This window comes from Candidatus Auribacterota bacterium (assembly GCA_026392035.1).
GTDB lineage: Bacteria > Auribacterota > Tritonobacteria > UBA1439 > UBA1439 > JAPLCX01.
This window is the reverse complement of sequence record JAPLCX010000032.1, coordinates 1-17,965: the sequence shown is the minus strand read 5'-3', so window position 1 is coordinate 17,965 and position 17,965 is coordinate 1. Positions and strand designations below refer to the sequence as shown.

At 59.4% G+C, this 17,965-nt stretch carries 9 protein-coding genes; 8 read left to right on the top strand and 1 reads right to left on the bottom strand.

Annotation, left to right across the window (positions count from 1 at the left end):
* The first annotated feature begins 1,222 nt into the window (after positions 1 to 1,222).
* From NTX71_03310 to uvrA, 3 genes are all read left to right on the top strand, one after another.
* Complete coding sequence (locus NTX71_03310) at positions 1,223 to 2,992, top strand: PQQ-binding-like beta-propeller repeat protein (protein MCX6338932.1); 1,770 nt, start codon at positions 1,223 to 1,225, stop codon at positions 2,990 to 2,992.
* A 252-nt stretch (positions 2,993 to 3,244) separates the two neighbouring features.
* On the top strand, positions 3,245 to 5,347 hold the full coding sequence (locus tag NTX71_03305) for a PQQ-binding-like beta-propeller repeat protein (GenBank protein ID MCX6338931.1): 2,103 nt from the start codon (positions 3,245 to 3,247) through the stop codon (positions 5,345 to 5,347).
* A 108-nt stretch (positions 5,348 to 5,455) separates the two neighbouring features.
* Positions 5,456 to 8,278, top strand: coding sequence for an excinuclease ABC subunit UvrA (gene uvrA / locus NTX71_03300; GenBank protein MCX6338930.1), 2,823 nt, complete (start codon positions 5,456 to 5,458; stop codon positions 8,276 to 8,278).
* Positions 8,279 to 8,350: 72 nt separating this feature from the next.
* On the opposite strand, the gene NTX71_03295 is transcribed toward uvrA, so the two are convergent.
* Entirely contained in the window at positions 8,351 to 10,033 is a 1,683-nt protein-coding gene (locus NTX71_03295; protein ID MCX6338929.1) for a glycosyltransferase family 39 protein, read from the bottom strand.
* A 160-nt stretch (positions 10,034 to 10,193) separates the two neighbouring features.
* On the opposite strand from NTX71_03295, the gene NTX71_03290 reads away from it, so the two are divergent.
* The 5 genes from NTX71_03290 to NTX71_03270 all read left to right on the top strand — a co-directional run bounded on the left by NTX71_03290 (position 10,194) and on the right by NTX71_03270 (position 17,591).
* A complete protein-coding gene (locus NTX71_03290; GenBank protein MCX6338928.1) occupies positions 10,194 to 10,832 on the top strand; it encodes a MotA/TolQ/ExbB proton channel family protein in 639 nt (212 codons plus the stop codon).
* Positions 10,829 to 11,947, top strand: coding sequence for an LptF/LptG family permease (locus tag NTX71_03285; GenBank protein ID MCX6338927.1), 1,119 nt, complete (start codon positions 10,829 to 10,831; stop codon positions 11,945 to 11,947). Before NTX71_03290 ends, NTX71_03285 begins: the two co-directional genes overlap by 4 nt.
* Before the next feature lie 3 nt (positions 11,948 to 11,950).
* A complete protein-coding gene (locus tag NTX71_03280; protein ID MCX6338926.1) occupies positions 11,951 to 13,201 on the top strand; it encodes an LptF/LptG family permease in 1,251 nt (416 codons plus the stop codon).
* Between the two features lie 203 nt (positions 13,202 to 13,404).
* Positions 13,405 to 13,818: a biopolymer transporter ExbD gene (locus NTX71_03275; GenBank protein MCX6338925.1), complete on the top strand. Its 414-nt coding sequence runs from the start codon at positions 13,405 to 13,407 to the stop codon at positions 13,816 to 13,818.
* 317 nt (positions 13,819 to 14,135) lie between these two features.
* Entirely contained in the window at positions 14,136 to 17,591 is a 3,456-nt protein-coding gene (locus tag NTX71_03270) for a DNA polymerase III subunit alpha (GenBank protein ID MCX6338924.1), read from the top strand.
* Positions 17,592 to 17,965: the final 374 nt, after the last annotated feature.

The following is a 17,965-nucleotide window of genomic DNA, read 5'->3' as shown; positions in this document are numbered from 1 at the left end:
CAGTGTTGGTAGCCTCATCACAATGAGATCGTTTGTTGTAGGGCATTTTAGGAGGGGGCGAAGTAATGTTAAACCAAAAATCGCGGTTTTTCCCCAGGAAGTGGCTCTGTGAGGGGAAGAGTACATCTCTTCTAGCCCCCCACACCCAAACCCACTACCCCCAGACAATGGGGGGGGAGGGAACAGTCATGGGGACATTTCTAATTTGGTAAGAAGGGGACATTTCTATTTTGGCTGGACATCTCTCTCATCTCGACGTGTCTCGTCTCGACGAGTTTCCACGGTTTTTCATGGAAGAAGCTTTCACCACGAAGCGCACGAAGAAAAGCGCGAAGAAAACGGCACCTGCAACCTCTTTTCCCTCACCTTCTCTTCCTTCGTGGTAGAAAAGCAACGACTCAGTTGCTGTATTTTTCAATGATCTCCCGGACAACAAATTACAGAAAGATATGGCTAAAAAGTGGGGAATGTCCGAAGGCGCCGGGATACCTGCCGCAAAAGGGCGAAGCCCCCGTGCAAACGCAATCCTGCCTGATGAGCAGATGATAGCAGCGGTAGTCCGCAATCGCGGCCCAAAATCAGGCACCCATTTAGCATGGGTGATCTATGAATTATCTAATGGCGTTGCGTTGATATAAGGCTTGTGTAAATATAAAGCACTTTTTGGTGCGTTGTTCCATGGACTCGGCAGGAGGAAATAGATCATGATGTTTGCTGAGTGCACGATGTGCAAAGCTTTATCACCGGAAGATGCAGCCATAAGTCGGACGATCACAGTGATTCGCTCCCGTGCAGCTTCCACATTGGAGCATCGAGCCGATGCCTGAAAAGAGGCGCGACTCATCTTGGTCGGTGCTAAGCGCTGCAGCCGCATTAAAGAGGGGGGGGTATGAGATTTTTCTGTATCCTGTTGTTGGGCGCCGTGTTGGTTCTTCCAGGCTGCAATGCAGCAGACGACGTTCAGGAAATACCGATAGGGCGGGGCAAGCCAAATAGTATTTGTGTGGGTTGGGGGACAGATCACATCCTTAATACAGTCGGCAATCCTGACGATCAGACACACATCGGATACATCGACACAGGGGGTGATGGGATCTGCAATACACCGGCGGCGGGGGACGACGTTCAAATAATCCCCGTCGGAAAGGGCTTGCCCTTACAGACCTGTGTATCAGCAGGTGCCAACGGCAGAAGAGATACAGATCCGCGATGCGATGATACTGTGATCGAAAACAACATTACAACCGGTCCGGATGGGGTCTGCAATACATCGGCGAATTATACAAAGCCGAGGATGTTCCATCACGACCCCCTGCACAGGGGCAGGGTTTACATTGCAGGGCCTTCGGTACCCGTGCTCGCGTGGAGCTATCGAACGGCTGACAGCGTGGAATCCTCTGTTGCCGTGGGTTCGGACGGGGCACTATACGTCGGGAGCGACGACAATCTGTTCTATGCGTTTTATCCGACCGGCGAGCTCGCATGGAGCTATGTGACCGAAGGCGATATATCTTCGTCCCCCGCGATCAATGCCACACAGGAAGTCTACATCGGTTCGGAGGACAACCGGTTCTATGCGTTCAATTCCATGGGCGGTCTGGAGTGGAGCTATGCGCATCCGGGCGGCACAGCGCAGGATTTCTGGGCATCCTCTCCCGTGATAAATGCGGTGGGTGAAGTGTATATCCAGGCGCGCACGAGCCTCGTTGTGTTCGATTCCATTGGAGCGCTGGCATGGAGCTTCAGCACCGGCGCCGCGTCCACTGCACACCACTCGTCTCCCGCTGTCGGTAGCGACGGGCGGATATACTGGGGTACCGGCGATCTTGATAGGCTGTACGCCATCAATTCCGACAGGACGCTCGCATGGAGCTACTTACAGGGTGGCACACTCCAGTCATCCCCCTCAATCAATGGCGGCGGGCAGGTTTATATGGGGGCCTACGACAACAATCTCTATGTATATGCTTCGACGGGTGCGCTCTCCTGGTCATACCTGACCGGGGACGATATATACTCGTCTACCGCGATAGACGCATCCGACAATGCCTATGTCGGCTCCAGGGACAACTACCTCTATACATTCACCTCGGTAGGGGCGCTCTATTGGAGCTACGCGGCGGCCATGGATATAGATTCCTCGCCCGTGATCGACATCGCCGGTATGGTGTACACGGGGGCTCAGGACAACATGGTGTACGCGCTCGATTCCAACGGCACGCTCATCTGGAGCTACGTGAGCGGGAGCCCGTTCAACGCTTCGCCGGCGATCGGCTGTCCCTACCGGGTATATGCGGGCTCTCTCGACAACAACATCTACGCTCTGGGGGCGACGCGCACCTTTACCCTCTATGGAGACGCCGACGGAGAAGTGAACCGGGTTTCAGTTCCGCTCAACAACACAGGGATAGAGACGACGGTCGATCTGGGGAATTCGATAGGAGCCGCATTCAGCCCTGAAGTAGATGACACTATCGTTATCAGTCGCATGATAGCAAGCACTCAGACATTAGAGACAACCACGGGTACCTACGATGGGGCGGTCTGGGGTTGGGATCCGCTAGGGGGCTATTCGATTGTAGTCGGGGAAATGTATAAGGCAACCATCACATTAGCCGGAGGGAGCAGTCAGGGTAAATTGATAATATCGGGGACGGTACCTCCTGCGGGATCGGTTGTATTCGATCTTTACGACTTGAGCGGGTCGAATGATAACGACAACTGGATTTCGCTGCCGTTTGATAAGGGGGACCTTGCTACAACGGAAGATGTGGGAGAGTCAATCGCCGCCGAGATCGAGGCTGAAGAAGGTGACACTATAGAAATCGCGCTCTGGGATGTGGAAAATCAGGTAGAAATTACAACCACGGGTGCATACGTTGAGGAGGCATGGTCCTGGGATCCATCGGGGGGATATGCGGTTTGGGCCGGGATGCCCTTTATCGTGCGTCCTTATCGCGACGGTGGGATGCCGACAATAACGTGGCCGTAAGCTGCGTGAAGACTGAAACACAGAGAGCGCAGAGATCTTTAAAACAGTAACAACAGGTTCTCGTTTATAAGGAAAGGAATAGTCCGTGTTCAGCCGTGGTCCCCTTTATAACTGATCCATTATCATTTTTATTTATTTTTTTTGCATCTTTTTGTTGCAAAGAATGTCCATTATGATCTCAGATAGCATAAGGGCGTAGCGTACCGTAGAACGGTCGCAGCGGCAGTTCTACACAACAGAGGAGGAGCGGACATGGTCTCTCGTTTTGCGTATGTCTCTCTCGGTGCGATGGTGTGCGCGTTATCTTTCTTTTGCCCACCGTCGGCGGCACAGGACCTTGAAATCTACTGCATAGAGGTAGGTCTCGATGACTCGGGATTCTACCATCAGGGAGACTCGACTCTCGTCATATCCCCGGACGGAACGAGGCTCCTCATTGACGGAGGCGCCGGCGGATCGAGCGGTTCCGACTCCGTCCTCGCGCTCTTCAATCGCGTCATTCCGACCGGCGGGCTGGACTACATGGTGACCACGCACTGGGATGGCGACCACAGCGGCGGCCTCGACAACATCGCCACCTACAACTCCAATCAGTACATGCCCTCGACCATCTACGACCTCGGTGATTCCGCCACCTATGCCGAAGCGGCCTACAACACCGCCTTCAGCGGGAGGCAGGCGACCCCATCGGTTGGCGACATACTTGACCTGGGCGGGGGCTGCATCGCTACATTCGTCTCCGTCGACGGCCACACCTACGGCGGCGGCTACACCAGCCCAGGCGATGACGCCAACGCCCGCGCCATAGGCCTCCTCATCCAGTACGGAGGTTTCGATTACCTCACGCTCGGGGACCTCACGGACAGCTGGGAGAATACACTGGGCACGGCGATCGAGGCCGCGAGTGTCAATATCGACGTCCTCCACGTGAGCCATCACGGCAGCTACAACTCTACGAACAACTCATTTATCGCCTCCATCCTCCCGGAGTATGCCGTCATCTCCTGCGGAGACAACAACGGCTACGGTCATCCCCACCAGTATGCGATTAACCACCTGAATGGCTTGACCGACGGCGGCTCCGCCTACTCGCCTGCGTACACGGCCGTGACCACGATCTATACGCTTGAGAGAGGCGATTCCGACGCCGGGACGGCCGACAACGTGACCATCGTGGGGAACGGGCACGACACCGACCCCACGCTACAGGGCAGCCTCAGGATAACCGTCAGCGACGACGGGTACGAGTACACCTTCAGGAACGAGGGACCCAACACGAACACGTTGAGCGACGGGGCTTATTCAACGGATGACAGCGAGACCCCCGATTTCAACGACTATGCCATCTGGCCGATGTTCCACTGTAACTCAAACCGGACGGGCGTAACCGTTGTCGAGGGGGCGGAGCGGTGCGCGCTGAGATGGAGTTGCAATCTCGCGGCAAATGTGTCATCCTCCCCGGCGGTGAGCGTCACGGACACCGTCTATCTAGGCTCGGAAAATAACTGCCTCTACTGCATGTCTTCCGGCGGCGGTCTCCTCTGGAGCTACAGAACCGCGGGTTTGATCTCCTCCTCCCCGGCGATAGACGCCTCGCGGGTCTATACGGGGTCTGACGACAGCCGTCTCTACGCCTTCTCGCAGAATGCTTCGCTCGCCTGGAGTTACAGGACCGCCGCGAGCATCTCGTCATCTCCTGCGGTTACCACGGCGGATGCGGAGATATACGTGGGCTCTGAAGACGACAGGCTCTATGCGCTTGCTTCGAATGGCGGTCTGCTGTGGAGTTACAGGATGGGCGGTACGATCGAGTCATCTCCGGCGGTGAGCGACAACACCCTGTACGTGGGGTCAAACGACAACCGCATCCTCGGCCTGTGGCGCGACGGCGGATTCTACTGGAGCTACAGGACCGCCGGTGACATCTCCGCCTCTCCGGGGCTGAGCTCGACCAACACGGTTTATATCGGGTCGGGGGACAACGTCTTTTACACCATGGACTTCGCGGGGAAGCTCCTCTGGAGCTACAGGTCGGGAGAGCCGATCATTTCATCGGCGGCGGTGGCCGTCGACACGGTGTTCATGGGATCGACGGACAACAGGCTCTACGCGCTGAGACAGAACGGAGCCCGGTACTGGAGCTATGCCACCTCGGGAGACATCTCCTCATCGCCCGCGCTCAGCGTGAGCGGGACGGTGTACGTGGGATCGGAAGACAATGTGCTCTACAGCTATGTATCCACTGGAGCGCTCCTCTGGAGCTACCGCACGGCCGAGCCCGTCGTCTCCTCCGTGGCGATAGGCTCCGGCACGGTATATGTAGGGTCGGACGACAACAGGCTCTACGCTTTCTAGGCCGTGCCGACGCCGCCATGATGTAAGGGGGCCCTATACTGGTTATCCCCCCGTCTCCATCTCCTCGCTCGCCGCGGAAGGGTCCCTGCCTGTGGTATAATGGCTCCCATGGACAAAATTATCATCCGCGGCGCGCGGCAACACAATCTCAAAGGCGTTGATCTCGAACTCCCGCGCAACAGGCTGATCGTCATCACGGGGGTGTCCGGCTCGGGAAAATCCTCGCTCGCCCTCGACACGATCTACGCGGAGGGACAGCGCAAGTACGTCGAGAGCCTCTCGGCGTACGCGAGGCAGTTCCTCGAGCAGATGCAGAAGCCCGACGTGGACCATATCGAGGGGCTCTCACCCGCGATCGCCATCCAGCAGCGCCCCCTCGGCGCCACGCCCCGCTCGACGGTCGCGACCGCGACGGAGATCCACGACTACCTCCGCGTACTCTATTCCCGGCTCGGCGTTCCCCACTGCGTCAGGTGCGGGAAGCCCCTCCGGAGGCGGACGGTGCAGGAGATGGTTGACGAGCTCCTCGGGTGGGGCGAGGGGACCCACTTCCATCTGCTCGCCCGGATGGTTGAGGGCGCGAGGGGGACCCACGCCGAGCTCCTCGGAAGGCTTGCCCAGGAGGGGTTCATCCGCGTGCGGATTGACGGGGCGCTCTCGGAGCTCGCGAAGGTGGGGAAACTGAACGCCCGTAAAGCGCACACCATCGACCTGGTGATTGACCGTCTCACGGTGAGCGGAAAGATCAAGAACCGGTTGACCGATTCAATGGAGCTCGCCCTCCGGATGGGCGAGGGGCGGGCGCTCGCGGTGAGGACATCGCCGCCGGCAGAGACGGTTTTTACCGAGCGGATGCTCTGCCCGGACTGCGGCCTGAGCTACGCGGACCTCGGCCCCGCCGGCTTCTCATTCAACAGCCCCCACGGCGCGTGCCCCGCGTGCCATGGCCTGGGGCGCCGCCTTGTGTTCGATCTCGATCTGGTGATCGATCCCAGGAGGACGGTGGCCGCCGGCGGGATCGCCCCGTTGAGGTATGGCGGCCGGTCTCTCATCATCTACTACAAGAGCCTCCTCAGGGCCGTCGCCAGGCACTACGGCTTCAGCCTCGACGTGCCATTTAAAAAGCTTGAGAAGCGGTGGCAGGAGATCCTCCTGGGCGGTTCGGGCGATGAGCCGATCACCCTCCGCTACTGGCGCGGCCGTCGGCCCTTCGTCCGGAAGGCTCCCTTCGAGGGCATCATCAATAACCTCGAGCGACGCTTCCGGCAGTCGGAGAGCGCCTACGTGAGGGGAAAGCTGCAGGAATTCATGAGAGAGTCGACCTGTGAGGCGTGCGGTGGCCGGAGGTTGAGAGCGGAGGCCCTGGCGGTGACCGTGGCGGGTAAATCCATCAGCGATTTCACCTCGATGGCCGTCAGTGACGCGCTCGCCTTTGTGGGGGGGATACAACTGGATTCGCGGGGCCGCCTGGTGGGGGCGGATCTCCTGAGGGAGATCGGGGAGCGCCTCGGCTTCCTGGAGTACGTGGGACTGGACTACCTCGCGCTGGACCGGGAGAGCTCCACGCTCTCGGGAGGGGAGGGCCAGCGGACGCGGCTCGCAACGCAGATCGGCGCGGGGCTCGTGGGCGTGCTCTACGTCCTGGACGAGCCGAGCATCGGCCTGCATCTGCGGGACAATGAGCGGCTCCTCCAGACGCTGATGAAACTGCGCGACCAGGGCAACACGGTGATCGTCATCGAGCACGACGAGGCGACCATCAGGGCCGCCGACCACGTTGTTGACCTCGGGCCGGGGGCGGGAGTCCACGGCGGGCGGGTGGTAGCACAGGGAACAGTGGAACAACTTATCGACGCTCCCGATTCGCTCACCGGGCGGTATCTCTCCGGGGAACATTTCATATCCGTGCCTGAAAGGCGGCGCGCCATCGCGCCGTCTCGCCGACTCGAAATCCTGGGCGCGTCCCACAATAATCTTAAAGATATCGACGTGCGCATCCCGATAGGGCTCTTCTGCGTGGTCACCGGTGTTTCCGGCGCCGGCAAGAGTTCCCTCGTTGATGATACCCTGAGGCGCGCCCTCGATCGGGAGCTCTACGGCTCTCGTCCGATCCCGGGGAAGCATCGCGGGCTGAAGGGACTGGAGATGATTGACAAGGTGATCGTGATAGACCAGTCACCGATCGGCCGCACGCCCCGTTCCAATCCCGCCACCTACACCGGGATCTACACGCATATCCGCGACCTCTTTGCGCGCCACCCCGATTCGAAAGCCCGCGGGTACGGGCCCGGGCGCTTCAGTTTTAATGTGAAGGGGGGGCGCTGCGAGGCCTGCCGCGGCGACGGCCTGCTCAAGGTCGAGATGCATTTCCTGCCGGATGTGTACGTAACGTGTGAGGCGTGCGGCGGGCGCCGCTATAACCGCGAGACGCTGGAGATCCGTTTCAAGGGAAAAAATATTGCCGATGTACTGGAAATGACCGTCGACGAGGCGCTCCTCTTCTTCCGGAACATCCCCGTCCTCGCGCGCCGGCTCGGGGTTCTCAACGACGTCGGGCTCTCCTATATCAAGCTCGGACAATCGGCCACCACCCTCTCGGGCGGCGAGGCGCAGCGGGTCAAGCTCGCGCGGGAGCTCGGCATGGTGGCCACGGGGCGCACACTGTACATTCTCGATGAGCCCACCACGGGCCTCCACTTCGCCGATATCCACAAGCTGCTCGATGTCCTCCAGCGCCTCGTGGGGGCAGGCAACACCGTGCTCGTCGTGGAGCACAACATGGAGGTGATCAAGTGCGCGGACTGGGTTATCGATCTCGGCCCTGAAGGGGGTGAGGAGGGCGGCTTTATCGTCGCCGAGGGGCCTCCGGAGCTGATCGCGTCATGTGAGCGGTCGCACACGGGAAGGTATTTGAAAAAGTACCTGGGGTAAAGCACCGGATAATAAATTAAAAACCCCATGCCCGCGCGCGCCATCGCTGTAGACAGGCATGCCCGATCAGATCTATTTCTGGTTGGTGATCAACACGTTCTTCGCCTCCCTCCCCAGGACCCTGATTGGCGCCTTTACCGATTTGTCGAAAAGCGGCATATCCCTCCTTTTGATCAGAAGGAAAATCGGGCGCCCTGAATCCCATAACCGGGAGAACTCACCGTAACTGGGGAACCAGGCAGAACCGCGCTCCTGCCGGCTGCCGAATGCGAGTTCGCCGCGCGTGCCGACCACGGCGATCCTCCGCTGTGTATAAAAGGGGAGATCCTGATCGTACCAGCCATAACTTGCCACCAGCGCCTCGGGTGACGCCCGTTCCCTGACGAGCAGTCCCAATTTCTTTTCTGATTTTTCTGATGCCAGTATTTCGAATGCGCCGGGCGGCGCCACTATTCCAAGGATATACGACATCGCGCAGAGGACCATAACGAGCTTCACCGTGTCCCCCCTGCGGGCCGCGGTGAGGCAGAGCAGCCCCTCCGCGAGGAGGAGCATGCCGATCACGGCGCAGTGATGCAGCGCGATCCGTGGAGTGGCGACCAGCATAGGATAGAGCGCAATGCCGATCGCACCGATTATGAGAAGGAGGCACACGGCATACGCCTGGCGGCGGATGATTTTGAAATTGCCGTCACAGGCGCCGGACAACCCCTGGCCGACGAGGAGCGCGACCGCGGGGAAGGAGGGAAGGATGTAGGTGACAAGCTTTGACCTTGAGAGGGAAAAGAAACAGAAGATGACGATCAGCCAGAGCCAGAGGAAAGAGCGGCACGCTGCTCCGTTCTCGCCCCTCCCATTCCAGAAACGGCTGGCGGCAGCCGGCAAGAAGCACGACCAGGGGAACATGAATCCCAGCAGGATGGGGATAAAGAACCAGAGGGGTTTGAAATGCTCATCGGGGGCGAGGAAGCGCTGCAGGTGCATGGTGACAAAAAAGAACCTGGGGAACTCCGGATTCCTGATTGACACGAGAATGAACCAGGGAGCGGACAGGAGGAGGAAGATGGCGATTCCCCGCGCACGTGGAATCACTCTCAGGGAGCTCCACCGGTTTCCAGCTGCAAGGTAGAGAGCGATTATAGCTCCAGGGAGAATGATCCCGATGGGCCCCTTGGTGAGCACCGCGAGGGCGGCGCATGCGGAGGAGAGGTAAAAGTAGAGGGTCCGCCTGTGCGCATCCTGTCCGGAAGCCAGGAGGAAGAAGCCGAGGGTTGCCGTCATGAACAGGCTCAACGCCATATCGGTAGTGTTGAGTCTCCCCTGGACAAGGTAGCCCATGGAGGTGCCGAGGACCATGGCCGCCAGCAGGCCCTCTCTCCTCCCGAATACCGCGCGGCCGATCTGGTAGGTGAGCAGAATCCCGAGGAGCGCGGACAGGGCGCTGAAGAAACGCGAGGCGAATTCGTTCTGGCCGAACAGGCTGAACGAGATGCAGTTCAGCCAGTAATACAGCGGGGGCTTCTCGAAATACTTCACGTAGTTGAGGCGCGGGGTGAGGAAGTCGTTGTGTTCGAGCATCTCCCGCGGTATCTCCGCGTAGCGTCCCTCGTCCGGCTCGATGAGCGGGAGCCTCCCAAGGGATTGAAAGAGGGCCACGCCGAAGAGAATGAGCAGGACGAGGACATCCACCCGATGGCTCGCCTCTCTTTTTTGAAAAAAATCAGTTATGACTGCGCGGGGGGTTGCGTCATGCATGGGCTCACCGGACGAAGCATGGACTCGGAGCGCACCATGGTATCACTTTCGGCGCCCCTCGGGAAAATTTTCTTGCCCTGCGGCGGGCCAATCGGTATAGTGATGACACAGTGCGGGGCAGTGGCGAGTGCCATCGCGCGATCGGAGGGGGACGAAGGGAGTGAACGGACTACTACTGCTGGAGAAGGGGGGGCCGGTTATGTGGCCCATCCTGGGCTGCTCGATTCTTGCCCTCGCGGTATTTATCGAGCGCCTCTTCCACCTCTCCCGCGCGGGGGTCAATGGCCGCGCATTCATGGAGCGGGTCAGGGCGCTCCTCGCCGAATCCAAGGCCGAGGAGGCGGTCGCCCTCTGTGATGCGACGCCGGGGCCTGTCGCGTCAATTCTTCGCGCCGCATTGAGCGCCCGGGGGAGGAGCCGCGCGGAGATCAAGGGGGCTGTCGAGGATGCCGGTGTGCACGAGATCCCCCTCCTGGAGAAGAATCTGCCGGTGCTGGCGACGGTTGCCCATGTCTCCCCCCTGCTGGGACTTTTGGGAACGGTGACCGGCATGATCAGGGCTTTTCAGCAGATCCAGCTCCATGGCGGCGTCGTCAACCCGGGGGATCTTGCGGGAGGGATCTGGGAGGCGCTGCTCACCACCGCGGCCGGGCTCGTGGTGGCAATCCCCTCGTATGTTGCCTACAATTACCTCGTCTCCCGCGTGAATAGCATCGTGCTCGACATGGAACTCGGGGCCACGGCGGTTATTGAGATCTCCTCTGAAGGCGGAGAGGGCGAGGGGAAATTTCCATCGTGAAAATTCTTCACTCGTATATCGGGGGTCAGTTGCTCAGAAACTTTTTTATCGCCCTCGTAGTCTTCACCTTCATCCTGCTCATGGGGAACGTGCTCAGGCTTCTCGAACTGCTGGAGCGCGGCGTCGCCACAGGCCTGATCATAAGGCTCTTCCTCAGCTTCATCCCGTACCTCCTCTCGTTTTCCATCCCCATGGCGATCCTCACCGCGTGCCTCCTGAGCTTTGGGCGGCTCTCGGCGGACAACGAAATTACCGCCATGCGGGCGTGCGGCATAAGCTACTATAAGATTTTTCAGACCGGGATTGCGATCGCCGTCGCCCTCACCGCGGTATGCTGGGTGGTGAACGCGAGTATTTCCCCCCGGGCGCACTACGCCTTGAGGCGCCTGCGTTACCAGGTCGGGGAACAAAGCCCTTCCGCGCTCCTGGAGCCGGGGGTATTCATCGACTACTTCAAACCGTATCAGTTTTACATCGGGCAGAAAGACAAAAAGGTTTTTAAAGACGTCATCATTTATGAAAAACTGCTGGACGCGGGTACGCGGTTCATCAAGGCAAGCAGCGGCGAGATCGCCTCGGATACCGGAGGCCAGATTATTTTCAAGCTCTATGACGGCACCATGGAGGAACCGCGGAAGGAGGGAGAGGCTACGTCGATCTCCGCGACGTTCAAGACCTACATCGTGAAGATGGGGATCGAGGAAGAGGAGGCCGGAGTTCCCAAGAAGATGTCCGACTATACGATCGTTGAGCTGGTCGGAAGGCTGAAGCGGTTCAGGGGGATGCTCGCCGGGGCGAGCCCCATGATGAAGAGGGACATCAGGCGAAGGATCAGCATGATGCTCACCGAAATGAGCGAGCGGTTTGTGTTCACCTTCTGCCCGCTCGCGTTCGTGCTGATCGGGATGCCGCTGGGCATTACCACCCGCAGGGCCGAGACGTCGATCGGCGGGGCCATCAGCCTCATGCTCGTGGCGCTCAACTACTCGTTCATTATCTGCGTGGAGGCGCTGCAGACCAGGAGCGAGCTGCATCCGTATCTGCTCCTCTGGGTCCCCAATATCGTTTTTGCGGTGCTCGGCCCGGCGCTCACCTACCGCCTGTCGAGGAGATGAGGGATGATGAAGATTCTCGATCGCTACCTTATCCGCGAGTTTATCGTCCCGCTCGTGTACTGCCTCGCGGCGTTTCTCCTTGTGTACGTGATCTACGATCTCTCCGCGCACCTGGACAACTATATTGAGGAGAAGATACCCCTGTCCATGCTCATCACGTACTATCGCATCCAATTGCCGCTCGTGCTGGTCAACGTCATCCCCCTCTCGATCCTGCTCGCCGTGATCTACTGTCTCGGCTCGCTCAGCAGGCACAGTGAGATCACGGCGATGCGCGCCACCGGCATCAGCATGTACAGGATCACGCTCCCCTTCTTGATCCTGGGCGTGCTCTTCACGGCGCTCCTCTTCTATTTGAACGATAACTTCGCCCCGGAGGCGTATGCCAAATCTGAAAAGCTCATCGAGGAGCATAGCCGCAATAAAGACGAGCAGAAACTGCAGCCGATCGCGTTCTACAACCCGCTCGCGGAACGCGCCTGGGCGGGGCGCTGGAAGGCGGGGAGCCAGACCATCTACGAGGTGAGCGTCCGCAACCTGCAGAACCGCCAGGTGATCGAGAAGATCTCCGCGGCGAGGGCTTCTTTTCTTGACGGGGAATGGTGGCTCGTTGACGGGACAATCCAACGATACGACAGCAGCGGGCGCATCCGCGGCACGGAGGAGGGGTTCACCAAACGGCGGTTCGCGTTCAATGAAAAACCGGATGATTTTCTGAGCAGTCAGAAGGACTCGGTCTCGATGAGCTACCGCGAGCTGAGCCGGAACATGGCGTTTTATCCCCCCGATTCCGATATCTATGGGCGCAAGCTCGTTGACCTTCGCTACAAGATCGCCTTCCCGTTTGTCGGGATCATGATTTTCCTCATCTCCATCCCGCTCGCGGTGGGGGCTTCTCGCGGAGGCGCGGCGGGGAGCGTCGGTATGAGCATTGCACTTTTCATGTCGTACTATACCTTCCTGATGCTGAGCCTCGCCCTGGGGCGAAGGGGAACGCTCCTGCCGTGGGCCGCGGCCTGGCTGCCCAATATTGTCTTCAGCGGCATCGGGATCGTGCTCCTGTACCGGAGCCAGCACATGAAGGATAAAAAGGTATTTACCAAAGCGGATTGGATGCCCCTGGTAACCGCCCTCGCGATCGCGGCGATCATTTCCCGGTGGGTGGGAGGGGTCGGGGGCATTTCATTTATCGCGATCGCGGCGGGATCCTACTGGATTGTGAAAAGGCTGACCGGGAGAAAAACCGTTGTGTGATTCGCTGATTCCAGATGAACGCGGCGATCCGCGTGCGCGTTGGTGAGCACGGGCGCACCAACGCGGTCATCGCAATCTCCGTTTGATTTCTCCGTTCGCCGGAAGACCGTCCCGCTGAGCGGGACGCCCGCTCGCGGGGAGGGAGGGATCCTGTAACAGCATGGGTACCATGCGCAGGGGGGCTTCATTTTTAGAAGCGCACGATGATCTTCAAAAGACGTTGTGAAATAGCGCGGGGGCAGCTCGATATCGCGCCCCTCATTGATTGCGTGTTGCTCCTGCTGCTGTTCTTCATGCTCTCCTCTTCCATGATTTTACCCACCGTGCTCAGGGTGAGCCTCCCGCAATCCTCTGCCGCAGCGATAGAGCAGGGGAGAGCGATCAGGGTCACGATTGATAAATCCGGCGCGCTGTACTGGCAGGGGGAGGGCGTGACGCAGGAGGCACTGGGGGAGAATATCGCGAGGCTCGCGGCCGTCGCGCCGGATACACTCCTCGTGCTCGATGCGGACCGTGAGGTGAGCCATGGGCGGGTGGTCACGGTGATGAGTCTGGCGCGCGCGCATGGCCTCACGCGGCTGGCGATCGCCGCCACCAGGGAGCAGCGCGATAAATAAAGGGCATGTTTCCACCACGGACCTGCCTGCCTGCAGGCAGGAATACGGAGCACACGAAGCTTAATTGCCAAATGATTAGCCGCGGATCTGCGCGGATTATCACGGATCACGGCGGGGCTTGCTTCTAATGTGAATATATCAATAGCTTCGCAGCTTTCCTGTTTGCACCTGATCTCTCTGATTAACCCCGCCGGGCGGGGTCAATCAGGTGCTCGTGGGCTTTGCGTATCTAAAATATCAATAGTCAAGTCCGCGTGCATCAGTGGCTGTACGATAATCTGCATAATCGACGGTTAAAGAATAGAGGTATTTCTGTCATGCAGCACTCGCGTTTTGTGCATCTCCATATCCACAGCGAGTATAGCCTGCTCGATGGCGCCTGCCCGGTCCGGAACCTCGTCGCGCGGGCACGCGAACTCAGGATGCCGGCCCTCGCGCTGACCGACCATGGGTTCATGGGCGGAGCGCTTGAGTTCTATCAGAAGGCGATGGCGGAGGGCGTGAAGCCGATCATCGGCCAGGAGATGTACGTGGCTCCCGGCAGCCGCACCGAGCGCAAGACAGCCGGCATCAAAGATGCCTCCTTCCACCTCCTCCTGCTGGTCAAGGACCTCGAAGGCTATCGGAACCTCCTCACGCTCTCCTCCATTGCGCACCTTGAGGGGTTCTACTACAGGCCGAGGATAGACAAAGAGCTGCTCGCGTCCCACAGCCGCGGTCTGATCGGGGCGAGCGCATGCCTCAAGGGCGAGATCGCGCACCTTATTCTGAAGGGAGATGTCGCGGGGGCGGAGCGCGTGGCGGGTGAATACAAGGAGCTCTTCAACAGCGGCGATTTTTACCTGGAGCTGCACAATCACGGCATCCCCGAGCAGAAAACGGTGAACCGCGGTCTCTCGGAGATCTCCAAGCGGCTCGGCATCCCGCTCCTCGCATCGAACGACGTCCACTATATGCGGAGGGAAGACGCGCTCGCCCATGACGTCCTCCTCTGCATCCAGACAGGCAAAACGCTCATCGACGAGCAGCGGATGAAGTTCTCCGGCGGTGAATTCTACTTTAAATCAGCGGAGGAGATGGCCGAGGCCCTGGGGGAGTTTCCTGAATCCCTCGCGCGGACCATCGAGGTCGTTGAGAAGTGCAACCTGGAGCTCGATTTCCGCGATGAGCGGGGCGTTCAGCTTTATCACATCCCCGAGTACGAGCCCCCCGACGGGAAGGATCGCATGGGGTACCTTCGCGAACTCTGCCTCGCCGGGCTCGCGCGGCGGTACCCAGAGCAGACGCCCGCGGTGCGGCAGCGCCTCGAAAGGGAATTGCGCATTGTCGAGCGGATGAATTTCGCGAGCTATTTCCTGATCGTGTGGGACTTTATCACCTGGGCAAAGAACCAGGACATACCCGTCGGCCCCGGCCGGGGTTCTGCGGCAGGTTCGATCGCCGCGTACACGCTCGGCATCACTGACATCGACCCGCTGCGGTACAACCTTTTGTTCGAGCGCTTTCTGAATCCCGACCGGGTCACCATGCCGGACATGGACATCGATTTCTGCTATGACCGCCGCGGAGAGGTGGTGGACTATGTATCGCACCGCTATGGCTCCGGGAACGTCGCTCAGATCATCACCTTCGGCCGCATGAAGGCCAAGGCGGTGCTCCGGGATGTGGGCCGCGTGCTGGGAATGCCCTACGGAGACGTGGATAGAATCGCGAAACTCGTGCCCAACGATCCCAGGATCACGCTCTCGGAAGCGATCGAGATGGAGCCGGAGTTTAAGAAGCTGCAGCAGGCGGATCCTCAGGTCAAGCGGCTCATCGAGCTTGCATTTTCTCTGGAGGGCTTGGCCCGCAACGCGTCCACCCACGCCGCGGGGGTGGTGATCGCCGACAGGCCGCTCACCGAATACCTTCCCCTCTGCAGGGGCACGAACGATGAGCCGATCACGCAGTACGCCATGAAATCGGTTGAGGACATCGGGCTCCTCAAGATGGATTTCCTCGGCCTCCGGACGCTCACGGTGCTGCACAATGCGGTCAAGATCATCGAGAGAACGCGGGGAGTGAAGATTGACTGGGAGGCGGTGCCCCTCGACAACCGCCCCACATTTGATCTGCTCAACCGCGCGGACACGGTGGGGGTGTTCCAGCTTGAGAGCGCGGGGATGCGCGAGCTCTCGAAGAAGATAGGTCTCGACCGCTTCGAGGACATCATCGCCCTGCTCGCCCTCTTCAGGCCTGGACCGATGCGCATGCTGGACGATTACGTCGCCCGCAAACACGGACAGACGCCGATCGCGTACAATCACCCCGCCCTTGAGCCGATCCTCAGGGATACGTACGGGGTCATGCTCTACCAGGAACAGGTGATCCAGATCGCGCACGAGATCGCGGGTTTCACGATGCCGCAGGCGGATAACCTGCGCCGCATCATGGGGAAGAAGATCGTCGATCAGATGGAGAAGCAGCAGGAGGCATTTGTCCGCGGTGCGGTGAAAAAGGGGATTAAGAAGTCTGTCGCGGAAGAGATCTTTGACCTGGTGGCCAGATTCGCCGAGTACGGCTTCAATAAATCCCACAGCGCCGCGTACGCCCTCATCGCCTACCGGACGGCGTACCTCAAGGCCAACTATCCCGTGGAATACATGGCGGCGCTGCTCTCGAGTGAAATTGACAACACGGACAAGATTGCCGAGTATATCGCCGAGTGCAAGAGGATCGGGATCAAGATTCTCCCCCCCGATGTGAACGAGAGCTATTCCCGGTTCACGGTGGTGGGCGATTCGATCCGCTTCGGCCTCGCGGCGGTCAAGAATGTCGGGAGCGGGGCGGTCGAATCGATCATTTCCGCCCGCGAGGCGCACGGCAAGTTCACGAGCATGTATGAGTACGCGTGCCTGGTGGACCTCAGGCTGGTGAACAAGAAGGTCTTTGAGAGCCTGATCTGCGGCGGCGCGTTTGACAGCCTCGGATACAGGAGGGCTCAGTTGATGGCGGCGGTCGAGCAGGCCCTCGAACGCGGGGCAGGGGCCCAGAGGGATCAGAGGCGCGGACAGTCTTCCTTCTTTGATGTCCTTGATCGCGCGGGGAAGACGAGCGGTCGGGCTGAGGAGATGCCCGACGTGCCGGAGTGGCCTGAGAACCAGCTCCTCGCGATGGAGAAGTCGCTCCTGGGATTCTACGTGAGCGGCCATCCCCTCGAAAAATATGAGAAGGAGATCACGCAATTTGCCACGGCTGACGCGAAGACCCTCTCCAGCCTGAAGGGTGGGGCGACGGCGCGCGTCGGCGGGATCATCACAAAGCTCAGGCTCACCTACACCCGCCGTAAGAACGAAAAAATGGCGATCGCGACGCTTGAAGACATCGCGGGGACCGTAGAGTTGCTGGTGTACCCGCGCGCGTACCAAAAGGTGGGCGCCCAGATCACTGAGGAGGCCGCGGTGCTCGTCACGGGCAGGGTCGATCTCAAGGAGGAGAGCCCGAAGGTGATCGTGTCGGAGGTGGTACCGCTCGCGGAGGCCCGGCAGTGGTACACCACCGCGATGCACATCAGCGTGTACATTTCGGATATCGAGCACGGGAGGCTCGAGGAGCTGAAGAGGCTCCTCGTCGCGTCGGGGGGAACGTGCCCCGTGATTCTCGATTTCACCGCGGGAACGGGCGAGCGCGTCCTCATGCGCGCCGGCAGCCAGTTCCGGGTCACCCCTTCACTCGATCTCGTGAAAAAGGTTGAGGCGCTCCTCGGCGAGTCGAGCGTGAGGCTGGCGGGGTAAAGAATTGAGACGGCGAGAGGCGAAACGGCGAGGGGGCGACTTTGAAGCCTTTACGTCGCCGGTTCTCCGACGCGCCGATTCGCCGTCTCGTGGTACTCAACCTCCGACGCGGCAACATGTATTAATGGGAGCACTTTATTTTTACACTTTCTGCCATGGTCATTGCGATCCCGCCTTGGCGGGAAAAGCAATCTCCTGCTGCCCAATGAGTTGAGATTGCTTCGTCACTGCGTTCCTCGCAATGGGTGAAATACTCATAGATTGTTGGTTTTTTGTTGGTTTTTGAACCATGAAAACCACCTTAAGAATTGGATTTTATGAATCTGTCTCATTCCGGCGTGTTGTCTATAAGCTCGTTTGATTCTTGAATGCCA